The organism is Streptomyces sp. NPDC026575 (assembly GCF_055567415.1).
The window spans coordinates 136,880-159,564 of the sequence record NZ_JBVHQM010000003.1 but is presented as its reverse complement, the minus strand read 5'-3'; the positions used below and the strand labels follow the sequence as shown (position 1 = coordinate 159,564).

The following is a 22,685-nucleotide window of genomic DNA, read 5'->3' as shown; positions in this document are numbered from 1 at the left end:
CTATAGTCGAGCGATCACACGAGCGGAAGTTGCCGACTCAGCGCGAGATACGGGAATTCTGTGGGCGCTGCGTCCTGCAATTCCTCCGTGAGAGGGATCTTGTTCATCCGCTTGCTAGAACTACGAACGGCCAGGAAGTTGATCAACACCTTGGGCGGCATGAAACGACTGTCGAGATCCTGAATAATCCACGAGAAGATATCAGGGTGGAACGGGTAGAACGTCGGGCCCACCAGGTCACCGTCGGGCATATTAAGCTGTCTGGCCATGCCGGTCTGTGGCAGCACCCTATAACCTACGTGCATTACCAGCTCGCCGTCTTCCAGCTTAGAATTGATGTACTGAATGCTGTTGCGCACGCTTTCGCGGTTTTCTCCTGGGCCGCCAAAGACGACGTTTACCCGGGCGGGAATCCCGTGCCGCCTGCACCGTTCCAGACATCGGTCGACATGGCGGGTATCGAAGGTCTTGCCGAGTAATTTCATCACGCGGTCGTCAAGACTATCCGGCGAGATTACGACGAATTCCACCTTACTCCCGGCGAGGAGTTCAGCAAATTCGTCGTCGAACGGCTTGGGTGTGAAGTATGCCGACCATGTTAGGCCCGGAAGGCTTAGCTCCGTGATTAGCTTGACAACTTCCTTGGCATATCGGAGCTCACTGTTGAAGATTCCGTCCGTGAAGAACACTCGGCGGATTCCTGCAGCATGGATGGCGCGGAGCTCGGACGCGATAATATTCAGCGACTTCAGGTCACCGCTGTTGTCGCCGCTGATGTATGCGTACGGGCAGTAGACGCATCCCTGATAGCAGGTCTTACGGCGCGTCTCAACACCGATCATGGCCCCTTCGAAATTTGCGTAGGTCTCCATCAGGGACTTCGGATGGTGGAGTACGTTCGTCAGGAAGCCGTCGTACCGGCGCCCGGTAATGTTCTGGCCCGCTCCGCGGTATCGCTCCGGGTCGGCGAGGATGTCGAGCAGGGCCTGCTCGCCAGGCCCAACGACGCCTACGTCGAAGCCGAGCCGGACCAGCAACTGGTCAGCAAACAGGCTGTATCCAGGTCCCCCGCCAACCAAGAGGGGGAGACGGCCAGCATCACCGAGGCACTGGCGTACCCGGTTTAGGAAGTGCTCATAGTGCTCGACGTGACCATCGCAGGACATGTCGATAGGGTCAATGTTACGTATGGTGAATCCAATGACATCCCAAGGTTCAGTGACCCAGGAGAGGTCTTCGACGGCGCCAGGATCTTCGGCAAAATCAATCAGGCGCGTCTCATGGCTAAAACGGTCGAGAGCGTCTTGGACAGACCGCAGACCGATGGGAAAAATAGGCTCATTACCCGGCATGGGGAGACTAGCCAGATTGACCAGTGCAACGCGAGCCATTCTCGATCCTCTCGAAAAACTCTCCGCCATGGCGGACGATCGAATATTCGGACGGCGGGGGCAGGCCACAACGATCGGCCTGCCCCCGCCATGCAGCGATTTCTGCTTTACGTGTCGCGGTTAGCAATCACGCTTATGCAGTGCAGGCGAAATCTGTGCGCTCCCCTGGAAAGGGTCAGGCACAGGAAGGCCCCACCAACTGGTGCAGAAATTCGGAGTCGACCAGGTCGAAGAGCGCCTCGCAGAGCTTGTCGAAACGCTCCGGGTCGGTCGCCAAGAGGACCTCGACGGCCTCCTTCTCCATCAGCATTCCCGAGCCCTCAAGAGCCTCGCGAGGGTTGTTGGCCAGATGCGAGGCAAAACTCTCGTCGTAGCTGAGGCGCCCGATCAGGGCCTCCATTGTGAGGGCCGCCTTGCCGGCGTCAGCGATCTGTTCGGCCGAGTACTCGGCAACTTGCTGAGACACCTATTCCTCCTCGTTTTCCCCTGTATTTGGGGATGGGTGGAAATTGCAGTGAGCGAGTTCGATCATGAGCTGGCATGGCAGTCGAAAACCAAGCCGAACCACCCAACGTTCGAAACCCGCACGATCGAGGCTCAGCCTGCGATCAACGGCGATCTAAGCCGATCAAGCGACCGAAGTCATCAGGACTCAAGCGGATGACCGAAAGACAGCTGGCTTCGGCTGTGGTCTGACGGACTGTGCGTCCATCCCCTCTCCACAAGTGGATCCCGAGTTCTCGCAATGATTGGATGGCTGTGCGCAGGAAGGTCATCACGCTGAGTCCGAAATGCGAAGATCAATCACCCACGAGTTGCAACCTGAAAACTCCCACGCAACAGGGGGCTGCCGCTTGGCTTGAACGGATCGCCCCTTGCACCTGTTGATTTCGGCCACGGGCGAGAGCAGATACGCGGTGGAGACGATCCAACGCTGAACTATTCTCGCTTGACCTGTACGTTTGCCGACATGCGGTAGTTGCGGACGAGGCACCTACCGTACGGTCGCAGACGGGGATGAGGGTGCCGTCCACAATCCACAGGCGGTCGGCATCTGCGACCGGGCGTTGGGGCCGGATCCAGCGCGAGCAAGGGCCCCAACCGCTGGATGATCCGGCGGGCCGTGGCCGGGGAGATCCCGAAGAGCGGGGCGAGCTGCTGCATGGTGAGGTTAGTGCGGGAGTAGACGGCCACCAGTAGTACACGCTCGGCCAGCGGCAGGCACCACGGCCGCCCCCTCCGGGACCGTTGCCGCCCCGCTCCGCATCACCTTCAACAGGCCCTCGAACCCACTCATCCGCAAGCCCGTGAACGTCTCTACTCACAACGGATCAGCCCGCAACACCCCACCCATACCGGGAAAGTGCACGGGGGACGACGATTCTGCAACACCCTTTAGCACTGCACGACACAGCCGCTAACTCACGTGCCAGCCACCATAATTGGGCAGGTGCCTTGGGTGCCTCCATCAATCCCTGCGAGATTCCGCGAGCCCGTCGGCTTCATTCCACGGGACTGGAACTACGCCCTCCTTCCCCGACCACCCCGGCACCCCGAGCGCGGACAGCGCAGCCCTGATCGTCGTCCGCGTGCCACCACGATGACGCGGAACAACGGCAGTATCACCGCCGGCAGCCCCGACCGTAAGCCCCTCCCTGCCGGCATCCATGTGTGCCGGTTTCATCGCAGGGCTGCCCGCATCACCTAGTGCTCTGAGCTATGCCGCTACACCAGTTTTCCGGCCGGGCCAAACCTGGGATTTTCCGGACCCTCGACACCCCAACCACCCGATCTTGCGGAGGGGTAGTCATGTCCGGACCCGCCCACGATGGCGACAAGTCTGTGCGCATACCTGATCACGACCTGGACGACCTCATGTCCACGGTCACGCGGCTGGTCGCGGAGAGCCGCAAGCAGAGCGAAACGCTCGCCCGGCTCACCGACGACCAGCCGCTCGCAGAGGCTGACGATCCTGCGGGCCCCACCGTCGAGCCCGGCGCGGTGCCGGTCAGCGGCCGGATCGCGGACACGCAGCACTCGCAGGACGACGGCCCTTCGTCCGTCTTCATCCTGGCGCTCGACGGCAAGGCGTACGCCGAGGAACTCGCCGCGCTGGCCAGCTGGGTGCATCACCTGCTCCTGCCGGTCTACGGCAGGGAGATCACCACCGGCCGCCCATGGTGCCAACAGTGGCAAGAACACCCCGAAGCCGTCGCCCGGCTTCACGCCCTCTGGCTCGCCTGGCAGCAGCTCACCGACGTCGAGGCCGGCCTCACCGGCCCCGCGACATGGCATCGCGACCATCTCGACCCAGCGCTGCTCCAACTCCGCACGCCGGATGGACCCTTCGGAGCGTGCACCACCAGCCCGGCCCGCCCCAACCACCGGCTCCTGGCCTCGCCCGAGCCTGCCGGAATCTGACATGGCAATCACCTACGCCCCGGTGCCGAACTACCGGATCGACGGCTTCGAGGCCGCCACAGAGCGGATCAAGGAGGGCTTCCCCTCGCTCACGCTCTCGGACGACGTGTTCGTGCCCCTCGCCGAGCACCACAGCTCTGACGGCCGCGACACATCCGTAGCCCCGGCTCCCGTCGCACCACCTCGCCCAGCGGCAGCTGCGCCGGCACCTGCGCGTCGGAGCACGCCGCACTGGCAACGGTCAGCACGACCAGGACCAACGCGGCCATACGGCGGACCCCCTCGGCCTTCCCGGGGTTGTTCTCCCACTCCCCGTCCCTCCAGCCACGTGTCCCGGCACACGTCACGGCGTCCTCCCACCCCGCACGGACCAGGTGATCCACATACCTACCGCCAGACCCTGCCGCCACACCGGCGCCCGCGCACGTTCCCGTGCGAGCCGCGCGGGCGCCCGTGCACCACCCCTCCGGAGCTGTTCTCATGCCCACCACCGACCCCCACACCCTCGACCCGGACAGCGATGTCCTCATCACCCCCGCCTACCTCGCCGGCCCCGGCCCTGACGACGCGATCTTCAACACCCTTGACTCCGCGACAGGCTGGGCCAAGGTCGTGGCCTTCGGCGAGGACACGTACTACACCAGCCCGTGCCAGCGCGTGCGCATCGCCAATGTCATGGACAGCCACTACGGCGGCTGGACGATCTCGTATGCCGAGAACCCGCTCGGCGTACCGGACTGGATCACCACCTTCGACCGGGACACCCCCCGAGAGATCGTGGCGGCGTTCACGGACACGCTCGTCGCCGGGCTGCCGAACAACTTCGCCGACTACCTCAGCGGCGGCAAGCACCACACCGGGCACACGCCCGCCACCGTGCTCTCCAGCCATCAGTGGGAGGCCGTCCGCGGCACGCGGCCATTCCGTACGGTTTCGCCCGACGGTCATGCCGCCTACCGGATACGCGGCGGCTGGCTCCACGAGTACGACGAACTGCTCGACCCGGCGAAGTCGACCTGGCGGATGTCCGCCGGCCCCGACCCGATCTCCGCGCCGAGCTGGCAGGCGTACTTCAGCCGGGGCACCCCCGAGCACCTCATGACCGCCACGGCCGACGCCCTGACCGATCCAAGGCCCGTCGTCCGCGCTGCATTCCTCATTCCCGACCGCCACCGCTCCCTGGTCGAGACCCAGTCCCTGCGGCCCGACCAGACGCGGTCACGCAGCACAGCTGCGCTGGCCCGCAGTTCGCGCACCAACGCAGTGCCCCACGTCCAGCCTGCACCGCCAGCCGCACCCGCTTCCGTCACGCCCGTCATCGCTGGCTCACGCCGTCAGCGCTGAAACCCGCACCTCACCCGGAGATCCGATCCCCATGCCCGTCCACGCTCTTGACGGGGACTTCTACGTTTCCCCGGTCTACCTCGCCGGCAGCACCTTCACCGGTGACCCCGCGCTCCAGCCGCTCCTCGACCAGGGTTTCCAGTTCCACCACGATGAACTGGCGAACGTCTTCGTCAGCTCGCCCGAACAGCGCATCCGGCTCGGCTACCTCCCCGAAGGCGACGACACCACCCTGTGGAAGATCGCGGTGCACTCTGACCCGTTCGGCCCGCCCCGCTGGCTGGCCACCTTCGACAACAGCACTCCCACGGAACTCGTCACCGCCTTCACCACGGCCCTCGCCCATGACTACGCGCAGGGCCACGACACCTACCTCTACGGCGCCACCGGCCGAGACCGGGGCTTCCAGCCGCTCGTCGAGGCCGGCTGGCGCACCGACAAAGGGCCACACCTCAGCGTCTCCGTCGCACCCGACGGCCTGGCGGAAATGAACCATGTCCGAGGGGCGCTGGATCACCAGGGCGAGCTGTCCGGCTACCAGTACCGCTGGAGCGCCAGCGGCGGACGCGACGGCTACCGCTCCAGCTGGCATGCGACGTTCACCACCCACACCCCCTCGCACCTGATCGCCGCCACCGCCGGCGCCCTCGCCGACCCCACCCCGGTGCCCCGGTATGAGGCAGAGATCCCCAAGCGCAACCTCGCCGCGGCCCGCGTGACGCCGGTGCCCCCACCAGTACCGACTCCGCTCGACGTCCGCCGCGCAACGGCAGCCCGTGCCCGCTCCGCCGGTCATCACATCGTCGCCCACGCTCCGGCGATGGCGATGGCCACCGGCAGGCCGAGTGCGGCACTCCCGACACATGTCCCCCGCCGCCGATGACCTCCGCCGTCACCTTCTCGAAAGGCTTCCCAATGCTGCACCCCGACCTCGCCAACGCTCCGGACGCCTGACTCCGGCCCCTGGGCCGTGGGTGACGGACTCGGTCGCCGCCTGCGTGCTGCCGTGCAGACCCTGGTCGGCTCCCTGCCCCGCCTCATGGACGACTTGGAACTGAACTTCTCCGACGCGCTTGTCGGCGGCGGTGAAGTCGTCGTCTGCGACCTGACCGAACTCCATCCGTCCTGGGCGCCGTTGATCGAGGCAGACGCCCTTCGGCTCGTCGCCGACGCCGCAACGCACAACGAGGTGCGCTCGCCCCGTCGTTAGACGGCGCCGGCCGCGCCATGCCGGCCCGTGCCACACCCTCCTGCGGCTTCGGCGCCGACCAGCTGCGTCAGCTCCCGAATGCTCAGCTCGATCCGTCTGCCGTCGGCCATGCGGGCCCGGCCCAGGGACGCGGCCTCCGCATCGTCGACGGCCTCGTCGTACGTGCGGATCTCTCCGCTCTCCAACCCAACCTCCTACAGCGATCGGTCGCCTCCGGAACAGCTCCTGGGGCGACCGATTCATTCCCCCTTGCGCAGACATCGGCGACCGGTCCCCCGGCCAGTTCGCCGACGGCAGACGCACACCGCCGGACAGGACTGGAGACCCCCTCCCAGACCATGCCAACGTACGGATGTCACCAAAACCGCAGGTCAAAGAATGGATTGCTGCTCGTGACGCTCACCGCTACCGCCCCGATCCAAGCTCCCGCCGCGCTTCCGTTCGCCGCCCTCGCCGAGCGTGAGTGGCTGCTCGGCTGCCGCTGCGCAGGCCCCATCACCGACCTCCTCAAGAACCAGGAGTGGGATGTCGTCTCCGACCTGGACGGCAACGTCTACTGCTCCAGCTCCGGCCAACGCGTGTACGCGGGATTCCTCCCCGAGAGCCCGTCAGTGGTGCGCGGCGAGCTGTGGCGCATCCACGTCAAGGGGACGAACGGCACAACCGCCTGGCGTCAGAGCTTTGTGCCGGACACCCCGGCACAGGCCGTCGCCAGATTCCTCGCCGCCCTCATCTCCTCCCTCAGCCGCTACTGCACCTGCATCTGACCAAGAGGTCGCCTCATGCCTCGCCACTCGATCACCGTGACCGCGTATCACGCCGACGGCACCATCTGCCCCTCGGGCCATCGGCATACCACCGGCGGTACGCCGCTCTCCGAGACGTGTACCGGACGGGAGCGCTTCGTCGCGACGTGCAGCTGCGAGCAGTGGACCAGCAACGCCTCGTCCACCAAGTCCTACGCTGCCGAGCTTGGAACACGCCACCGGTCCGACCAACTCCCAGCGAAATCCGCGCCGCCGTCGAAGGGCCCTGCCGTACTGCGCGAGCTTCTGCGATTCGACGCGGAGCACTGACCAGCCCCCTGCGCCCTGCACCCGCTCCCCGCTCCCTCGTCGTCCCGGAGGCCGTCTTGTCGCACAAGATCACCGTCCGCCAACTGATCCACCAGCTCCAGACCGTCAACCCCGACCTGCCTGCCTACCTCGCCATCAACCCCGACTGGCCCCAGACCCACTACGTCGGCCGCATCGTCGAAGTCCCCGGCCCCAACGGCGCCGTATTCCTCGCCGAAAACGGCCAGGAGGGCGTACTGCCGCCCGAGGTTCGCACCGAGCTGGGCTGGGCGGACGTGTGACCTACGACGCCCCTACACGTCTCTCGGCGAAGGCGATCGGCCCCGACCCGTACCTGGACCTCAGCGATCTGGCCCGCTGCCCCATGCCCCCGTCGGCACGCGGAGCTCTCTTGCGCTCTGTCCCCCAACAGCCCACCGAGCCGATCCGCGCCATGTGGGACACCGCCCCGGAACCCGAACCGCTCCGGCCCGGCGCCATCCTGCTGAGCTGGAAGCCTGGCCACGACGACGGCATGGACGTCACCGCCCGCCTCGGGCTGGCCACGACCACCGTCGTGCTCGCCACCTGGCCCAGCCTCCACGACGACTGGACCCCGATCGTCCACCCCACGCTCTACGAGGTCTCCGGCCTTCACTCCGTCCTGACCATCGCAACCGACGCATTGCATCTCGCGAACCGACTGGCGGACAGCTGAACCCACAGCGCTCCGCCATACCATCCAGCACTGGTCTGCCCCGACTCACCTGGGGGCAGACCAGCCGATTTGGATGACGCGGGGCCGCTGCCGTGGAGTGACCAATTGAGCCCGCCCAGGCGGCATGGGCTCAGCCCTCGTAGTGCCTATCAGCGGTCCTTCGTCAGGGTTCCCCGACAGGATGACTCCGCTGGCTCGGAGCTCTTTGAGGCGTCGGGTGACGGGGTCGAACGAAGTGCGGGCTGCGCCACCGCTGTTGCGGGCGACGATGGTGCGGAGGCCGATGTCCCGGGCGTAGGGAAAGAATTCTGTCAGCGCTTCGAGGGGGTTACCAGAGGGGAGTGCGACGAGGTCGTAGTCGTCGATGACGATGAAGATCTCGGGTCCGTGCCACCAGTTGCGGGCGCGCATCTGCTCGGCGGTGACTTCCTCCGTAGGCATCCGGGCCTGGAGGATCGGAACGAGGCGCTTCAGGCCCTCTTCGAGCGATGCCGACGCGGGAGCGTAGTGCAGCACGTGGTCCTCCGGGAGCTGTCCGTGCAGCCCCCGTCGGTAATCTCCGACGACCGCCAGAGCTTCATGGGGCTGATGCCGTTCGGCCAGCCGCCGGGCGAGCAGGCGAAGCAGCGTGGATTTCCCGGACTCGCTCTCGCCGTAGACGACCAGGAGCGGATCGGTGTCGAAGTTGAGGTAGGCCGGCGTGAGCGTCGATTCGTCGAAGCCCACAGCGAAGCCAAGATCGGGTGTTTCGCGCGCCTTGGGGAGGGCGTCCACATGCAGGCGGTCGGGGAGCATGCGTACGGGTGGGCACACCGGCCCGTGCCAGTGGGATGCGACGGCCGCGATCAGCTCGGCGGAGCTTTTGGCGTCATCCGCAAGGTCGTGCGTGGCATGCGGGAAAATGGCGTACGGCAGTGCGGCGACGTAATGCAGGCCGCCCTGGGCGAGGCCGTGTCCGGGGCGGGTGGCCGGCACGTTGCGGGCGCGTCTGCGGTCGTGTTCGGAATCCAGAGGGTCAGCCATGCGAAGTTCCAGCCGGGTACCGAGTTGGTCCTTCAGAGCAGGGCGGATCTCGTTGTACCGACCGGCCGTGAGGATGACGTGAATGCCGTAGGCAAGACCTCGAACGGCCATGGCTTCGACGTCCGGGATCAGCTGTTCGTGCTCCCGCTTGAAGGTGCCCCAGCCGTCGATCACCAGGAAGACATCGCCGAAGAGGTGATCGGAGTAGTGCCCCACGGCCCGTCGTCCGCGGTAGGTCCGGATGGAGTCGATGTGATGGGCACGAAAGAACTCCTCCCTTTCGTCAAGGATCTCCCGCATCTCCGCGACGGTCCGTCGCACCTTGGCCGCATCCAGTCGGGAACAGACGCCCCCCACGTGCGGGAGGCCGGCCAGAGAGGACAGGCTGCCGCCGCCGAAGTCCAGGCAATAGAACTGCACCTCGCGGGGCGTATGCGTCAGGGCGAACGCCATGACGAGGGTGCGCAGCAGGGTGGACTTCCCCGACCGTGGGCCGCCGACCACCACGGCATGGCCCTGTGAACCGGAAAAGTCGCAGCGAAGGGTTTCGCGGCGTTGCTCGAACGGCACGTCGGCGATGCCCAGCGGGATGACCAGGGACATCTCCCGCCACTCGACAGGCTGCAGGCCCCGTTCGGACGTGACCATCAGCGGGGGAAGAAGATCGCCGAGGGAAAGGGACTCTTCCAGCGGAGGCAGCCAGACCTGCTCTGCCGCCGGTCCTTGGTCCCGAAGCCGCTCCACCAGAATGTCCAGGACGGAAGGGCCTGTGCCGCTTCCCTCTGGCGGTGCCTCATCACCACTGGTCAGGCATCGATCGGCGCCCTCGATGATCGACTCGGCGGTGAACAGCATCGGGGAGAGCTCTTCCCTGCCGCCGGAGGCAGTGGTGCGCCGGGGACGGTAGAGGCCGGAGACGTAGGCGGCCTTGAACTGGGTCAGGGTTTCCGTTCCATGACTCAGAAGGCCCGCTCCAGGGACGTTGGGCAAATGGTATGCGTCGGTGACGCCGAGGGCGATGCGGGACTCTTCAGCCGAGAAAGTGCGCATCACCAGTCGGTAGGACAGGTAGGTATCCAAGCCGCGCAGCCGGCCCTCATCCACCCGCTGTGAAGCAAGCAGAAGGTGTACGCCGAGCGAACGCCCGATACGTCCGATCTGCAGGAACACGTCGATGAACTCGGGCCTGGCTGCCAGCAGTTCGCTGAACTCGTCCAGGGCGATCAGCAGCGTTGGTAGCGGCTGAAGCGGTGCCCCTGCTGCTCGGGCTCTCTCGTAGGCGCCGATATTGGCGAAGTTTCCGCTGACGCGCAGCAGTTCCTGACGGCGCAGCAGTTCACCGGTCAGGGCGTCCTGCACGCGGTCGACGAGGGTGAGGTCCTCGGCGAGATTGGTGATGAACGCAGCGACGTGCGGTAGGTCGGCCAGGCCGGCGAACGTAGCGCCGCCTTTGAAGTCGGCCAGGATGAAGTTCAGGGTCTCGGAACTGTGCGTGGTGGCGAGTCCGAGGACGAGGGTGCGGAGCAGCTCGGACTTACCGGAGCCGGTGGCGCCGACGCACAGGCCGTGCGGCCCCATACCTCCTTGGGCTGCTTCCTTGAGGTCGAGGACAACGGGATTTCCGTCGCCGTCCACTCCGAGCGGTACGCGCAGCCGGTCCTGCGCAGTTCGATGCCGTGGCGATGTGTCGAGGGTGGTGGGGTCCTCGATGCCCATGAGCTCGGTGAAGCCGAGGTTGCCCAGCAGAGGGTCCTCGCCCTCGTCGTCGCTGGTCCGCAGCGGAGAGAGGGCGCGAGCGAGTGCCGTGGCTTCGACTGCGCTGAGGGTGTCTGGAATTCCCGTGTAGGTGGAGCCGGAATTGGAGACGAGGTTCAGGGCATTCGGCTCGACTGCCATACCTGGCCTGCGATCCACTCGACGGAACCCACCCCCGGGGGTACGGCGCTGTCGCTGGCCGCCGATGGCCGTTTCGAGTTCGATGACGGTCACGCCCAGAAAGCCGTCCCGGTCGAATGGCCATGGGAATGGCGTCGTGGGGCCGGGATCCAGAAGGATCACCACATGGGGTCGGTCGAGCAGTGGCCGGGCATCCGCCTCCCAGGCGGGGCGCGTGGCGAAGTCCTGGGCAAAGTCCTCTTCGAGGCCACTGAGCGAGGAATAGACCAGCAGTCGTTGCGCACGTCGGCGGTCAGCGGCTTCTGGCTCGGTGCTACGAGCGTGTGGCAACCACTTGATCCAGTCCCATTCCGCGGCCGTCCCCGGATCCGTGACGACTGCGATGCGCACATCGTCCGGTGAGTGCATCACCGCCAGCTGGCAGACCAGCGCCCGAACCGAACCCTGCACGGTGCCAGCATCACCCCTGATCGTCAGCCGTGGAAACGCCCGCAGGGACAGCGCCAGGGGCAGCTCGTCGAGGTACTCGTACGCTGCGACGAAGTGTCGCAGCGCATGCGCTGAAAGCGGCTCCCACTCCTCCGCAGGCCCTGCCTGCGGCACCACAAGCCGGGTCGAGAGGGTCTGCGGCCCCAGCCCGACGCGTAGTTGGGCAAAGTCGTCGTCGCCAGGCCGGCGTTCCCAAAGTCTCGTGCGTTCGGCGATGACCGCCCAGAGCTGTGCCGGCTCGGGGAAGGTGCGGAGTTCTGAGCGGCGTTGGGCGCGTGCGGTGGCCCGCGCCTCCTCGCGAGTGCGGGCCAGGTACTTCAGGTATTCCTGACGCGCCGCGTGGACGCCTGATGATGAGCCGCGCCGGGCACGGACGAGCTGGCCCGCCCCCATGGCCGCTGCGGCGATGAGCATGATGCCGCCCATGATCTTCATGAACGGTGGTGAGCCGGGCAGGAAGAAATACACCGCCGTACTGGCCATGCCCGCCATGGGCAGCAGTGTCAGGAGAGCGGATTCGCGCTTGTGCTCCGGCAGCTCGGGAGGCGCCTTCAGCTGCAACTCACCCTTGGGATAGTCAGGGGGCGCGGTACGCGAAGGGCGCTTGATGGTGACGGTTGCCAATGGGGCCTGTTACTGCTGGAAGGGCGGGCCGGGCTGCTGGTGGCCGTAGGGGGAGGGCGGTGGCACGACGGGGCGCCGGCGCTTGACGATGACTACAGCCAGCGCGGTCACGAGACCCAGCACCACTACGCCGACGACACCCCAGATGACATACGCCGACGCCCCACCCCCGTTGGAAGAGGCTTCAGACGGGGCGGCGGGAACCGGTGAAGCCGAGGACGGAGCCGGCAGCGGCCCGTTCTGCGAGCCTGCCGGGATGTCCTCGGTCAAGGCGCTGAACGGGCGGATGAACCCGTAGCCGTAGTGCTTGTCCGGGAGCTTCGCACCCTTCACCGCGTCCGGCACCTTGGCTGTTTTCACCAGGCGGTTCGCGATCTGGCCGGCCGTGAGGTTAGGGAACTTGGAGCGGAGGAGGGCGGCAGCGGCTGAGACATAGGCGGTGGCGTCGGAAGTGCCCGTGCCGCTTCGGTAGCCGTGATCACGTCCCGCGCCGGGGACGTCCACTCCTGGTGCTGCGAGCAGGTTGTTCGACCCGTAGTTGGACTTCTCCCAGATCTTTCCTGAAGAGTCGACCGCTCCTACCGAAATCACGCCTGGGATGCTCGCGGGGTAGTTCGGCTCAGCAACACCGTCGTTGCCGGCCGCGGCAACAATGACGGCGTCCTCCTTTCGCGCATACTGAACGGCGTCGTCCAGATCGGTAATCTTGAAGGTGTCCCCCAGCGACAGATTGATGACTGTCGCTCCGTGGTCGACGGCATAACGGATCGCCTGCGACACGGGGGATTCCTTGCCAGTGCCGACTCGCAGGCCATCCTGAGAATTGACAAGCAGCGGCAGAATCTTTGCCTCAGGGGCGAGCCCCTTGACGCCGGCCGCGCCCCCGGGCCCGTGACCATGGCCTGCAATCAAGGAGGCCATGGCGGTGCCGTGTGAGTCCTCTGTCGCACGGTCGGCAGTACCGCTGCCCTTGAGAAGGTCCTTCCCCGGCAGCACATTGCCCACGAGGTCGGGGTGAGTCCCGTCGACTCCGGTGTCGACGACGGCGACGGTCACCCCCCGACCTGTGGACACCTTCTCAATCGCGTCCGCATCGAATGCCGACAAGGCCCACTGACGATCGCGAATGGAATCCGCGGCTGCCGGGGGCGCTGCATGCGCGAGACCGACCACGCACAACAGCGCCGTCCCACCCGCCGATCTCATCCATCGCTTGAACGTCACGCCCTGCTGCTTCCTTCCGAACTGTCCGGCTCTACCGCAGGGCTCCGCTCTTCCGGCACGCCACCGTCTTCCGCCTCCTCAGAGGCCGGAACGCCGACAACTCCCGGCACAACGTCCCGCTGCGAAACCCAGGTCTCTTCATCCTCGACGAGATAGTCGGGACGCTGTGACTGCCGGCGCTCCTTGTCCTCACGGGTGGACCGCCCGCTGGTCGGTACGCCCAGTGGACCACGCGAAGGAGACGATCCTTCCGAACGGCCGTTCAGAGCGCCACCCCGGCTGCGATGGAGACCTGAGCCACCTTGCGAACCTCGACCCGGCACTCCGGGCTTATTCGGTTCCCCGATGACACCGCCAGGACGCCGCGCGAGCCCTCCCTGACGACCACGAGCGCCCCCCTTACCGGACGCGCCGGGACCCGTACCGCCGGCAATCGGCGGTCGTCCTGCCTGGCCCGGCTGGCCGGGAGCACCCGGCATAGCGGTTCTTCCTGCACCAGCACGACCACCCGGAAGCGTACTCGGAACACCCGGTGAACCGGGACGCACCGTTCTGCCACCCACAGGACCACGCCCGCCAACCACCGGACCACCACCAGGCATGCCCGGCCCGCCGGGGCCCGCACCAGAGTGGTCAGGAGCCCCGACCACCGGTCCGCCGGGGCCCGCACCAGGAGGACTTACAGGATTGGCCACACCGCCACGAACGCCGTCCAACGCCGTACCAGGACGCGGCGTCTGCGGCATGGGAGGACGCGTTCCGGATTGGGCAGAGCTCCCTGTACCCCCGCCCTCCCGTGACCGCTGCGGCGAAGCAACACCACCCGCGGATGACGTGCCCCCGGCCGCCTTCTGGCCCGACACCCCAGCGGACGTCCCCCTACGCGGACTCGCCACGGCTGGAACCACGGCAACTGCCACATCTGGCGGCGGCACCGTCGAATCCGGCGGCGAGATGGGCTTCTCCGGGTCACGGGGTGGCGGGGGCGCCAGCTGATTCCCCTTGACGTTGTACGAGGCGCCGAGCTTCTCCATGTGGGCAGCCGCCTGCAAGGCGATCTCCCGCCCACGGGACAGCGTGCCCCGGTGCTTGTCCAGCGCATCGCTGGTGTTCATACCGTTGGCGAGATCCTGCTTCAGGGTGTCATCGCTGCGAGCACCGAAATCGCTCAGCCAGTCCGCACCATCCTGGACCTTAGAGCCAATAGCTTGGAGGATGTTGCCGTCTTTCGATGCGGCCTCGGAGTCCTGCAAAGCCGTGACGGCCCTTTGGGCATTGCGAAGGTCGATCGCTGCTGCTTTCAGAGTGTGCGACGTATTCTTCGCGTACTTAGAGCCATTCGCGAGGCTCGTGCTCAGAGTCTTTGCCCGCTTCTCGAAGGCTTCCGCCGCTGCGCCGTGCCAGTACTCGCGGACATCCGCCACGGCCTTGTCCAGCAGATCCTTCACGCTTCCGTCCGGCGCATTACCGGCAAGCTGGTCGTGCACGTGCATCCAGTGGTCGGCAATCTCATCGACCTTGTCCGGCTGCGCGTCGCGCACCATGGCCTTCAGCGACTCAAGCGTGTGGCCTGAGAAGTTGGTGGAGTGTCCACCCCCGCTACCCATCTCATTCCTCCCCGTTGCGCCGGCTCACCTACTGAGTCGGCCGCAGCCTGTCTCAGCGCATGGACTTGCGGACCTCTTGCTCACGACTCTCGTAGTCGTCGTGCACGGTCCTCGACTTCTTGCCAGCATCGGCAATCATGTCCTTCAGCTCGGCAACCATGGCGGCGAGCTCCCGCTTCATCGTGCCGTGTGCATTCCGAAGCCCAGCTTCCTCGGCGAATCCCTGGCCGAGATACCCCTCCGGCAGCTCCGTCTTGTACTCCGCGGTGCTCCCGACCCCATCCATGGTGTCCACGAGCGAGTTGAGTCGCGTAATGACCTGTTGTAGTGCACTCAAATCGACGCTATATTCCCCGGCCATCCAAATCCCCCCGGCCTCGTGCTAGATCTCTGCCTGGCGCTCACGCCATAGCGAACTCATGTAACCCGCCGTCAGTCCGCCCAGTCAACCGTGGCCCTGGCAAGGACGAAGGCATCGCGCATCTGTCCTGAAAGCGACCCGAATCTGGCCGACTTGGCTGCGGCGATATGTCGCGTCCGCCCGTTGTATGCCAGAGTGACGTGTTCGCACATTGGCGCACGGACAACTACTCATCTCCGCCCTGCGTGGTGACACCGCACCTAATGGCTCACGGCAATTTGAGATCAGTGCAGCCGTGGCGCTTAGCGGACCGGGTAGCGAACTCCTTCAATGCGGCCTCTTCTACCTTCTCGCTTGGGTCCGAGTCGTAGTCATTGTGGTCCACGGGTCGGGTCGTGATGTACAACGCCCGGCTACCGGAAGGACACTGTGCCGAAGCCCAGAACGCATCGCCCTTGCGGCCGGCAGGCTTCCACAGATCGTATTCATCACCATAGCCGAGCTGTTCCCGCAGCGCCGGAGCAAAGGGACCGTAGAAGGCGCTGACGCGATAGTGGACAGAACTTGATTCTGCGACGTAATAGCAGTTCTCGATCGGGGATTTCGAATCTGTGACGCTCTCACGGACAGCCTCTTCGATGCCCGCACAAGTCCCGCGAGCCTTACCCGATATTATCGAGTGCGCAGTGTTGTCCGGCACCCGATCGATGGCGCCCCCAGGAACAGCAGTACATCCCCATGCCTTGGCTGCGTTCTGCGCCGTCTTCACCGTCGTGCGGGCGAAACGCGCGCGCTGGGTGGCTCCGTCCATTGATCGCATAGCCATCCCCTTCACCGTGACGATCAGGGAGGAACGCTTTGGATCGCTACGGTGATTTGTGCAGGGCATGTTGACTGTGGCAACGAGATCTTGACCCGCGTGCCCCTCATCCATCACGCCCTCCCATCCGTGGCCGAGCGGAATCGCCATTCCCACGTCACCGTACGGAACGAATTCGTTAAAGTCGTGAAGCGCCCCCGCCGCACCGGAACCCCAGTCCAGTCCCACTGATAGCCATCCGCCGGCATCGGGGTCACGCACGGAGCACTTGTGAAGCTGACCTGAGCTCGGGACAGCTCCCTGCTCTACTTCAACATCGTGCGCGCGCAAACGGTCAACACCTAGCAGTTCCCTGACCTCTGAGGTGTCAACACTGCCTCTGCAAGAGTCGGACAGGCTCCGACCGTCTTGCCAACGGTCATACGCCCCGCTGAAATAGAAGATGCTGGGCACCGCCACCACGACGATGATGACCACGGCGATCAGCCACCGCTTGCGCTGGCGGCGGACTATTCGAGGATCGGGGTCACCAATACGGCGATCCTCCGTTGCGTCAGCGGTCATCAGTTGTTGTTCTTCCCTCGGCCAAGAACATCTTGCACATCGGTACGACCATCCTCGTAAAAGCCCTGCAGTTCATGCTGGACGAAGTTCGCATCCGACGCATCAGCGCCAATTCCTCGCGTCTCGTACAGTTCGCCAACCATCGCGTTGATGCTGGCTTTCCCGCCCATGCCCGCGCTTCCGTTTAGTGTGTTCTCCGCGATCTCTTCGGCCGAGCGCGCATCGGTATCGGCATCCATCTTCTCTTGCCAGGCGGAAGCACCCACATCAGTGAGGCGCACCGCGATGGAGCCAACGACAGGGATTTTGCTAGCTCCCTCGGCTAGCCCATGATATCCAGCCTTCGCTATCCACCACTTATGGTCAGAGCGCCCCTCATCGCGGTGGTCGAGGATGACATCACCTTGGATAGCATCGATGGCACCCGTTGCTTTAGTGGCATCAGACATCATTTTCTTGGCCTCGTCCGCGCCAGTTTCGGCAGGAATATCAGCCAACTGATTTGCCGTATGAGCGGTTTGCGCCTCCTGGAGCGCGCGATACGCGACAGGATCGTCGGACACCCCGCGCATGACTCGGATCAACGAATTCCGGTCAACGGCCATACGCATTTGTCCGGTCTCCTTGTCCGTCCACACCCCCGATGCTTTCTCTCCATCGTGATCCGCTGATCCGTCGTTGACGTTCGAAAGTATGTCTTGCGTGTCGGATACATAGTCGCCCAGGGCATTGGCGATCGGACGATGCATGCCGTCAGGCAGCTTCTCGTCCTTCGAGCCACCATCGAGCATATTGATGCTGTCACGCATGATTCTGGCTTGCGATGCAGTGTGTTCGCGCACCGCATCTTCCTGCCCCGGTTGATGTCCAGTGGAGCCGGCTTCGATGGCGAGTGCCAGCGAACCCTGGCCGGTCTTCTTGTTGAAGCCGTCTTCCACCCACTCCCGGTCATCTACGAGATACTTGAGATTGCCGTTCTCGCGCGGCTCGCCGGGGTCCAGGAACCCGGTTGCGGCTTCGGGATTCTTGCTCAGTGCATCCATGTAGCCCGTCATGGGGTCGGCGCCCGGCCCGTCTCCGGAGTAGTCGATCCTCGGCATGGTGGAGTCCGGAGCCCACAACTCCCTTGGAGTGGATGGGCCTCTGGTCTTCTCGTAGCTCAGGAGGTCTCGACCGTAGTCATGGAGGAAATCGCTGTCGTAGCTACCGCTTCGCATGAGGCTGCTCATCAACTGGTAGCCCTTGGCACTCGGCCCGCCGATCCCTCCCGGATCGATCATCTGCGGCCCGAGCGCCCGCATCTTCTCCTTCCAACCGTCCATCGCCGCACTTTCGCTCTGTGTGGCGATGCCGAGTGTGGAGCCGAGGCCGGCCTGCAACTGCTTGAGGGCGGCGTTACGCTCGCCACCTCGCTCTCCGGAGTTTGGCCCTGACGCTTCACGCCAGAATTCGAGCGCACCCTTCGGCCCCATCGAGAGAGCGAACTTCTCCGCAAAGACCATGTCATTCTTGCGCTTTGAAAGAAGCTCTCCCAGCCGACCCAGCTCATCGTTGGTCAGGTCTTCGCCCTTTTTGGTGAGCCTGAGCGCCTCGACCATGTCCTTCTTGGCGTCCCGGGCCGAGTCCAACGACGTGTAGATGTTCTTGTTGAAGGAGGCGTTGTTCTTGCCGTTGGAGTCCTGACGCAGCGCCCAGTCCGCGGCTTCATCCGCTGCAGTGGCATCCCGCAGCACCTTCTCTATGCGCCTTCGCATGGCCTCGACCTTGGCCTTGCGCTCCGGGTGGAAGACGTCGCTATATCCGCCGGCCGCGAAACCCTGGGTGTCCGGATCGGTATCGATCACCATGCCGTTGTCCAGCACCTGGAGCTTCTCGGCCGGTGCTTCCTCGTCGATGATCCGGCGGAGCTTCTTCTGTGCTGCGCTAAACTCCGCGTGGGCGTCAAGCAACAGAGTCGCAACAGCGTGCGCCTCTTGCGCCGCGGCGGCGTACTGCTCCTTGATCTTCGTGAGCGACAGCTGCGCCTGGTCGGCCGCATCCCCGTGCCAATCGGACTTCAGCGGCTTGGTGACACGTGCCTCGAACAGCTCTTGCAGACCCTGGTACTTCTTGGGTAGCAGCTTCCACTCGTCCGCTGATGCCTGGAGCTTGCCGAGGTCGGCATGGAGGAGATCGGAGAATGCAACCATGATCAGTGCCTCCCGCCGTCAAGAGAGTCCATCCTGGATTTCTCGGAGTGATCTGTCCGCTTGTACGAACTACTAGTGTTGTGCAGCTTCATGACGGCGTCGGACAGCATCGTGCTCAGATGTACGGACTCGTCCGCCCACCTCTTGTGCAGTGCAGAGAGCCCCTGAGAGCTTTGCCAGCCGCCCAGTGCACTGGATGCGGCATCCGTTTCTGACAGAGCGTGCTGGTCCACCTTGTCGGTGTCGCCCCGGAGATTCTCCAGCGCGTCGGCTGCCTCGGTCAGCGCGGCCGTGCGGACTGACGTCTGCCGGCCTCCGCTCCCGGAGCCCCCGCTTCCCTTGCCCCCTGCGGAGTTGAGCTCCATCGTCACGTTCTGCCGCTTGGCGGCACCCGTGAGCGATCCGTCGGCGTTGTAACGGAACGGATTGAGTCGGCGATCCCAATCCTGGTCGTCGGTCACGTGCTTCCCCCCGTGGCGGTGCGGCGCTGTGATCACTGTGAACACACGGAAGCAGGAGCCTAGGGCGTCAAGTGGGCAGGAGCAATCGGCTCAGGGTCTGATTCGAGCCGACCTGACGTGCCCTCTATGCACGGCGATAAGTGCAGGTAGAGCAACCATCAAAGGCATTCGAACTCTGCCCCTTGCGCGAGGACATCAGGATAGGTAGGCGCCGGCGAGCCCGCCGTCATACCCTGCAGCCTGTGCTGCGGCCTCCAAGCTCGGGTAGTCCTGGCCGATGCCTTCGCCGATCATCGCCATGTAGTCGGCTCGGGTCAGTTCGCACTCGACCCACTGGTGCGCGCAGCGGCAGCGAATGCTGATCTCGTTGCGGTCGCAGATCACCATCCAGTCGCGCCGGGCGCCGCACTGCGGGCACATGACGGCGATGCCGGTGATGCGGATTTCCTCCGGGTGTGTGGTGGCGCGCAGACCGATGTTGTCGCCTGCGGGCTGCGTCTCCTGCTGGAGCCGCAGGAGCGGGTCGTCGCCGGTTGTCGCCGGCTGAGCGGTTCTCGGGGTCTGAAGTTCTTCGCTGATCATCCGCATCGTCTCCTTGTCTCTCTTGACCAGCCGTAACAAGGTCGGCGGCCGGTGTCCATCTGTTTGTCGTGCTGGTCAGCGCCTCGCGCCACGTTGGCGGGGGTCGTTGAGGTTGGGCCGGGCGGCAGACTCGGGCGCCTGCGGCTTCTGGGGCTGGGGTTGCCGCTGAGGTGGTCGCGAGTTGGTACGTGTTCGGGACGGGTTCACGGTGGCGGGGAGTTTGCCCAGCCGTCGCAGTCGCCAGACGAGTACATCGGTGACGCTGTCGGCGGTGTCCAGTTCGCGCCATTCGATGGCTTGCTGGAGCAGGGCGTCGGGATCGTGTCCGGCTCGCTCGGCTTGGTCGAGGGTGGCGGCGAGTGCGTCCCAGCCCGGTTCGCGGAGCAGGCGGTCGGCCTGTTCGGGCAGGGTGGCTTCGAGGGTGCTGGCGTACCGCTGTCGTATGGGTTCGGGGAGTCGGCGGCCGTGCTCACGCATGGCGTTCATGGGGGTGGCGGCAGCGGTCCGGTAGGCGGCACGCAGGTGCTGGGCGGCATGTTGTGCTGCGGCGGCTTGCTGGGCGTGGCCGCGGGCGGAGTGCCAGCGTGCGGCGGCGATGGTGACCAGGACCATCGTGGACAGGAGCATCGCGGTGGCCCCGCCATCTTCGCCCTTGCCGAGGGCGTTTCCGGCGCGGATGATGCCGCGGGCGGCGGAGCGGAGCGCGCGGTTGTCGGCGCGTTCAGCCCGTGTGTGGGAGCGGGTGGCGCGTTCGAAGGCGCGGGCGGCCTCGGCGAGTTCCTTGCGGGTTGAGGCCGGAGAGGTCTGGGCGAGGCCGTCGAGGAGTTCGCCGAGGCCGACCAGTTGTGCGGCGGAGTCTGCGTCGTCGTCTCCGCTCAGTACCGAAGTGGCCCGCTCGACAGCGGGAGCTGCCTCACGCCGAGCACGAGCCGGACGTGGCACTCGTTCACCGGGGCGGTCGATGGCGGATGCGTCGTCGGGCAGTCCGGAGTCGAGACGCTGGCGAATCCTAGGGAGGGAGAGGTCCGGGGCAAGCTTTGAGCCGGAGAACCAGATGGGTTCGCCGTCGCGGTTGCGGTCGCCGGGGAGGGCGACCTTGTATCCGAGGGTGTCGCCGGAGGGAGCGAGGCGTTTTTCGACGCGGAGGCCAGCCTCGGCGAGGCGGCGGAAGAACTCCTCCTCGGTCGCGGCGCCGGCCAGGGCCTGGCGGACGCGTCCGTGCAGGGTCTCGCGGGGTGTCGCGGTTCGTCCGGCGCGCTCGGCTTTCGAGCGTTCGGCGCTGGTGGGCCGTTGGGCGGCGGTGCGGTCTCCGTCGTTGAGGATTTGCAGGCCGAATTCGGCTTCGATCTTGCGGCATTCGGCCTGGGCGCGGATGCCGTCCTCATGGCGGCGAGGGCTGCGCCCGTCCTCGCGCTTGAGGGTGGCGACGAGGTGGATGTGGTCGTCGGCGTGGCGCACGGCGATCCAGCGGCATGCCTTGTCGTCGCCGGCTTCGGCGATGCCGGTGGCGTGCACGATCCGACGGGCGACCTCGGCCCATTCCTCATCGGTCAGGTGGCGGTCGCCGGGGGCCGTGCGTACGGGGCAGTGCCACACGTGCCGGGCCGGGCGGCGGTGCTTCGGAAGGGCGAGGACGGGCAGATCGAGCCGGTCGGTGAGCTGCTTGAGGGTGGTAGCCGGATCGCGTCCCGGATCGGGGGCGAGGCCCGGCATCCAGGCAGCGACCAGGTGCGGGTCAGTGTGTTCCTCCCTGCGACCGGGGCCGTAGAGGTAGTTCAGCAATCCGTACGTGCGGCTGCCGGTGGAGATGTCGGGCACCATCGTCAGCGCCTCGCGATCTCGATGGCCGCATCCTCGACGCACACGGCGGCCCGCAGGACGCGGGCCACCGCCTCGTCCACGCCATCAACGTGGCCACCCGAGTTGAGGATGCGGGCGATCTGGTTGAGGTTGTTGCCGACGCGGGCGAGCTGTGCGCTGGCAACCATGAGTTCCTCGACCCGGCCCCGCTGATCCAACAGCCACGCCTTGGAACTGCCTTGGGCCTGGGCGACCGCGACCGCGGCGTCGGCTATGAACCCGGCGGTCTTCAGGCCGGCGGATTCGGCGGCGCGCTTGACGGTGTCGAGTTCGTCTTGGGTCAGGCGGACGCTGCGGACTTGGTCGCGGTGCACGCTCTGGCGCAGGCGTGGACGCGTGCGTGGCGCGGCAGGTGTGTTCGGTTCCCCTCCCGGCTGCGGTCCGCCCTCGGTCGCAGCCCCAGAGTCCGGCGCCCCCTGGTGCCGGGCCTCCCCCACTCCCTCTGGGGCGGGGGCATGCCGTTCCGAAACTCCTCCGCTGCCTGTGGCTGCGGAGGAGTTTCGGAATGTACAGCTTGCTCGGCCTCGTGCCGGGCAGTGGTCTTCGCCCAGGTCAGGGGGTGTCCCGGCGGTCTCGACGGCAGTCATCGGGCCAGCCCCGGGGCGTTGCGGCGTATGTCCCGCAGGACCTCGGCGACGAAGTCGAGGGCGAGGACCGGGTGGTGGAGGGTTCGGGGCTGGCTGGTTGCGGTTCGCTGCACAGTCCAGGCGCCTTCGGGACCGGGTTCGGCGCTGTGAAGGTGTCCGTACTCGCGAAGCACGGTGATCCAGGCGTCGGCCTCGGCGTGGTTGGCCGGTGTGGTGCGCATCGTGGTGCCTCCGCTGTGTGGAGAGGTCGATGGTGTGG

At 65.7% G+C, this 22,685-nt stretch carries 21 protein-coding genes and 1 pseudogene; 8 read left to right on the top strand and 14 right to left on the bottom strand.

The genetic code is table 11. The annotated features are described in order from the left end of the window. Positions 1-14: 14 nt before the first annotated feature. From ACZ4NB_RS05145 to ACZ4NB_RS05135, 3 genes and pseudogenes are all read right to left on the bottom strand, one after another. Positions 15-1,391: a B12-binding domain-containing radical SAM protein gene (locus ACZ4NB_RS05145; RefSeq protein ID WP_467658390.1), complete on the bottom strand. Its 1,377-nt coding sequence runs from the start codon at positions 1,389-1,391 to the stop codon at positions 15-17. Between the two features lie 175 nt (positions 1,392-1,566). Further along, a complete protein-coding gene (locus tag ACZ4NB_RS05140) occupies positions 1,567-1,857 on the bottom strand; it encodes a hypothetical protein (protein WP_467658389.1) in 291 nt (96 codons plus the stop codon). Between the two features lie 485 nt (positions 1,858-2,342). Beyond that, positions 2,343-2,688 (bottom strand): annotated as a pseudogene (locus ACZ4NB_RS05135) (helix-turn-helix domain-containing protein); the annotation flags it as partial. Between the two features lie 512 nt (positions 2,689-3,200). On the opposite strand from ACZ4NB_RS05135, the gene ACZ4NB_RS05130 reads away from it, so the two are divergent. From ACZ4NB_RS05130 to ACZ4NB_RS05115, 4 genes are all read left to right on the top strand, one after another. Beyond that, positions 3,201-3,812: a DUF4913 domain-containing protein gene (locus ACZ4NB_RS05130; protein WP_467658387.1), complete on the top strand. Its 612-nt coding sequence runs from the start codon at positions 3,201-3,203 to the stop codon at positions 3,810-3,812. Between the two features lie 480 nt (positions 3,813-4,292). Further along, entirely contained in the window at positions 4,293-5,156 is an 864-nt protein-coding gene (locus ACZ4NB_RS05125; RefSeq protein ID WP_467658386.1) for an SPDY domain-containing protein, read from the top strand. 31 nt (positions 5,157-5,187) lie between these two features. Next, on the top strand, positions 5,188-6,039 hold the full coding sequence (locus ACZ4NB_RS05120; RefSeq protein WP_467658385.1) for an SPDY domain-containing protein: 852 nt from the start codon (positions 5,188-5,190) through the stop codon (positions 6,037-6,039). Positions 6,040-6,162: 123 nt separating this feature from the next. Continuing rightward, the gene (locus ACZ4NB_RS05115; RefSeq protein ID WP_467658384.1) at positions 6,163-6,366 is read left to right on the top strand and encodes a hypothetical protein; all 204 of its coding nucleotides are present in this window, start codon (positions 6,163-6,165) and stop codon (positions 6,364-6,366) included. Here ACZ4NB_RS05115 and ACZ4NB_RS05110 read toward each other — a convergent pair. Beyond that, positions 6,363-6,551 (bottom strand): hypothetical protein, encoded by a 189-nt coding sequence (locus ACZ4NB_RS05110; protein WP_467658382.1) that lies wholly within the window; start codon positions 6,549-6,551, stop codon positions 6,363-6,365. The genes ACZ4NB_RS05115 and ACZ4NB_RS05110 overlap by 4 nt on opposite strands. A 207-nt stretch (positions 6,552-6,758) precedes the next feature. Here ACZ4NB_RS05110 and ACZ4NB_RS05105 point away from each other — a divergent pair, with 207 nt between their 5' ends. From ACZ4NB_RS05105 to ACZ4NB_RS05095, 3 genes are all read left to right on the top strand, one after another. After that, positions 6,759-7,133: an SPDY domain-containing protein gene (locus ACZ4NB_RS05105; RefSeq protein ID WP_467658381.1), complete on the top strand. Its 375-nt coding sequence runs from the start codon at positions 6,759-6,761 to the stop codon at positions 7,131-7,133. A gap of 365 nt (positions 7,134-7,498) precedes the next feature. Then, positions 7,499-7,723, top strand: coding sequence for a hypothetical protein (locus ACZ4NB_RS05100; protein WP_467658380.1), 225 nt, complete (start codon positions 7,499-7,501; stop codon positions 7,721-7,723). Positions 7,724-7,833: 110 nt separating this feature from the next. Continuing rightward, on the top strand, positions 7,834-8,139 hold the full coding sequence (locus tag ACZ4NB_RS05095; protein WP_467658379.1) for an esterase: 306 nt from the start codon (positions 7,834-7,836) through the stop codon (positions 8,137-8,139). Positions 8,140-8,184: 45 nt separating this feature from the next. Here ACZ4NB_RS05095 and eccCa read toward each other — a convergent pair whose 3' ends face one another. Then, the gene (eccCa, locus tag ACZ4NB_RS05090) at positions 8,185-12,171 is read right to left on the bottom strand and encodes a type VII secretion protein EccCa (RefSeq protein ID WP_467658378.1); all 3,987 of its coding nucleotides are present in this window, start codon (positions 12,169-12,171) and stop codon (positions 8,185-8,187) included. A gap of 9 nt (positions 12,172-12,180) precedes the next feature. Beyond that, entirely contained in the window at positions 12,181-13,395 is a 1,215-nt protein-coding gene (mycP, locus tag ACZ4NB_RS05085; protein WP_467658377.1) for a type VII secretion-associated serine protease mycosin, read from the bottom strand. A gap of 1,034 nt (positions 13,396-14,429) precedes the next feature. Between mycP and ACZ4NB_RS05080 the strand changes: the two genes are divergently transcribed. Next, positions 14,430-14,969: a hypothetical protein gene (locus tag ACZ4NB_RS05080; protein ID WP_467658376.1), complete on the top strand. Its 540-nt coding sequence runs from the start codon at positions 14,430-14,432 to the stop codon at positions 14,967-14,969. A gap of 85 nt (positions 14,970-15,054) precedes the next feature. On the opposite strand, the gene ACZ4NB_RS05075 is transcribed toward ACZ4NB_RS05080, so the two are convergent. From ACZ4NB_RS05075 to ACZ4NB_RS05040, 8 genes are all read right to left on the bottom strand, one after another. Continuing rightward, positions 15,055-15,363, bottom strand: a complete 309-nt coding sequence (locus tag ACZ4NB_RS05075; protein ID WP_467658374.1) for a hypothetical protein — start codon at positions 15,361-15,363, stop codon at positions 15,055-15,057. A gap of 268 nt (positions 15,364-15,631) precedes the next feature. Then, entirely contained in the window at positions 15,632-16,747 is a 1,116-nt protein-coding gene (locus ACZ4NB_RS05070) for a hypothetical protein (protein ID WP_467658373.1), read from the bottom strand. Beyond that, positions 16,747-18,936: a hypothetical protein gene (locus ACZ4NB_RS05065; RefSeq protein WP_467658372.1), complete on the bottom strand. Its 2,190-nt coding sequence runs from the start codon at positions 18,934-18,936 to the stop codon at positions 16,747-16,749. The genes ACZ4NB_RS05070 and ACZ4NB_RS05065 overlap by 1 nt, the downstream gene beginning before the upstream one ends. A gap of 2 nt (positions 18,937-18,938) precedes the next feature. Next, the gene (locus ACZ4NB_RS05060; RefSeq protein WP_467658371.1) at positions 18,939-19,397 is read right to left on the bottom strand and encodes a hypothetical protein; all 459 of its coding nucleotides are present in this window, start codon (positions 19,395-19,397) and stop codon (positions 18,939-18,941) included. A 195-nt stretch (positions 19,398-19,592) separates the two neighbouring features. Beyond that, complete coding sequence (locus ACZ4NB_RS05055; RefSeq protein WP_467658369.1) at positions 19,593-19,979, bottom strand: hypothetical protein; 387 nt, start codon at positions 19,977-19,979, stop codon at positions 19,593-19,595. A gap of 75 nt (positions 19,980-20,054) precedes the next feature. Further along, complete coding sequence (locus tag ACZ4NB_RS05050; RefSeq protein ID WP_467658368.1) at positions 20,055-21,800, bottom strand: relaxase/mobilization nuclease domain-containing protein; 1,746 nt, start codon at positions 21,798-21,800, stop codon at positions 20,055-20,057. Positions 21,801-21,802: 2 nt separating this feature from the next. Next, on the bottom strand, positions 21,803-22,153 hold the full coding sequence (locus ACZ4NB_RS05045) for a plasmid mobilization protein (protein WP_467658367.1): 351 nt from the start codon (positions 22,151-22,153) through the stop codon (positions 21,803-21,805). A 269-nt stretch (positions 22,154-22,422) separates the two neighbouring features. Continuing rightward, complete coding sequence (locus tag ACZ4NB_RS05040) at positions 22,423-22,647, bottom strand: hypothetical protein (RefSeq protein WP_467658366.1); 225 nt, start codon at positions 22,645-22,647, stop codon at positions 22,423-22,425. Positions 22,648-22,685 lie beyond the last annotated feature (38 nt).

Coding starts and splice junctions, on each gene's coding strand:
- ACZ4NB_RS05050 (WP_467658368.1), bottom strand. CDS start 21,800: ATGGTGCCCGACATCTCCACCGGCAGCCGCACGTACGGATTGCTGAAC.
- ACZ4NB_RS05130 (WP_467658387.1), top strand. CDS start 3,201: ATGTCCGGACCCGCCCACGATGGCGACAAGTCTGTGCGCATACCTGAT.
- ACZ4NB_RS05125 (WP_467658386.1), top strand. CDS start 4,293: ATGCCCACCACCGACCCCCACACCCTCGACCCGGACAGCGATGTCCTC.
- ACZ4NB_RS05145 (WP_467658390.1), bottom strand. CDS start 1,391: ATGGCTCGCGTTGCACTGGTCAATCTGGCTAGTCTCCCCATGCCGGGT.
- ACZ4NB_RS05040 (WP_467658366.1), bottom strand. CDS start 22,647: ATGCGCACCACACCGGCCAACCACGCCGAGGCCGACGCCTGGATCACC.
- ACZ4NB_RS05075 (WP_467658374.1), bottom strand. CDS start 15,363: ATGGCCGGGGAATATAGCGTCGATTTGAGTGCACTACAACAGGTCATT.
- ACZ4NB_RS05065 (WP_467658372.1), bottom strand. CDS start 18,936: ATGGTTGCATTCTCCGATCTCCTCCATGCCGACCTCGGCAAGCTCCAG.
- ACZ4NB_RS05055 (WP_467658369.1), bottom strand. CDS start 19,979: ATGATCAGCGAAGAACTTCAGACCCCGAGAACCGCTCAGCCGGCGACA.
- ACZ4NB_RS05120 (WP_467658385.1), top strand. CDS start 5,188: ATGCCCGTCCACGCTCTTGACGGGGACTTCTACGTTTCCCCGGTCTAC.
- ACZ4NB_RS05070 (WP_467658373.1), bottom strand. CDS start 16,747: ATGACCGCTGACGCAACGGAGGATCGCCGTATTGGTGACCCCGATCCT.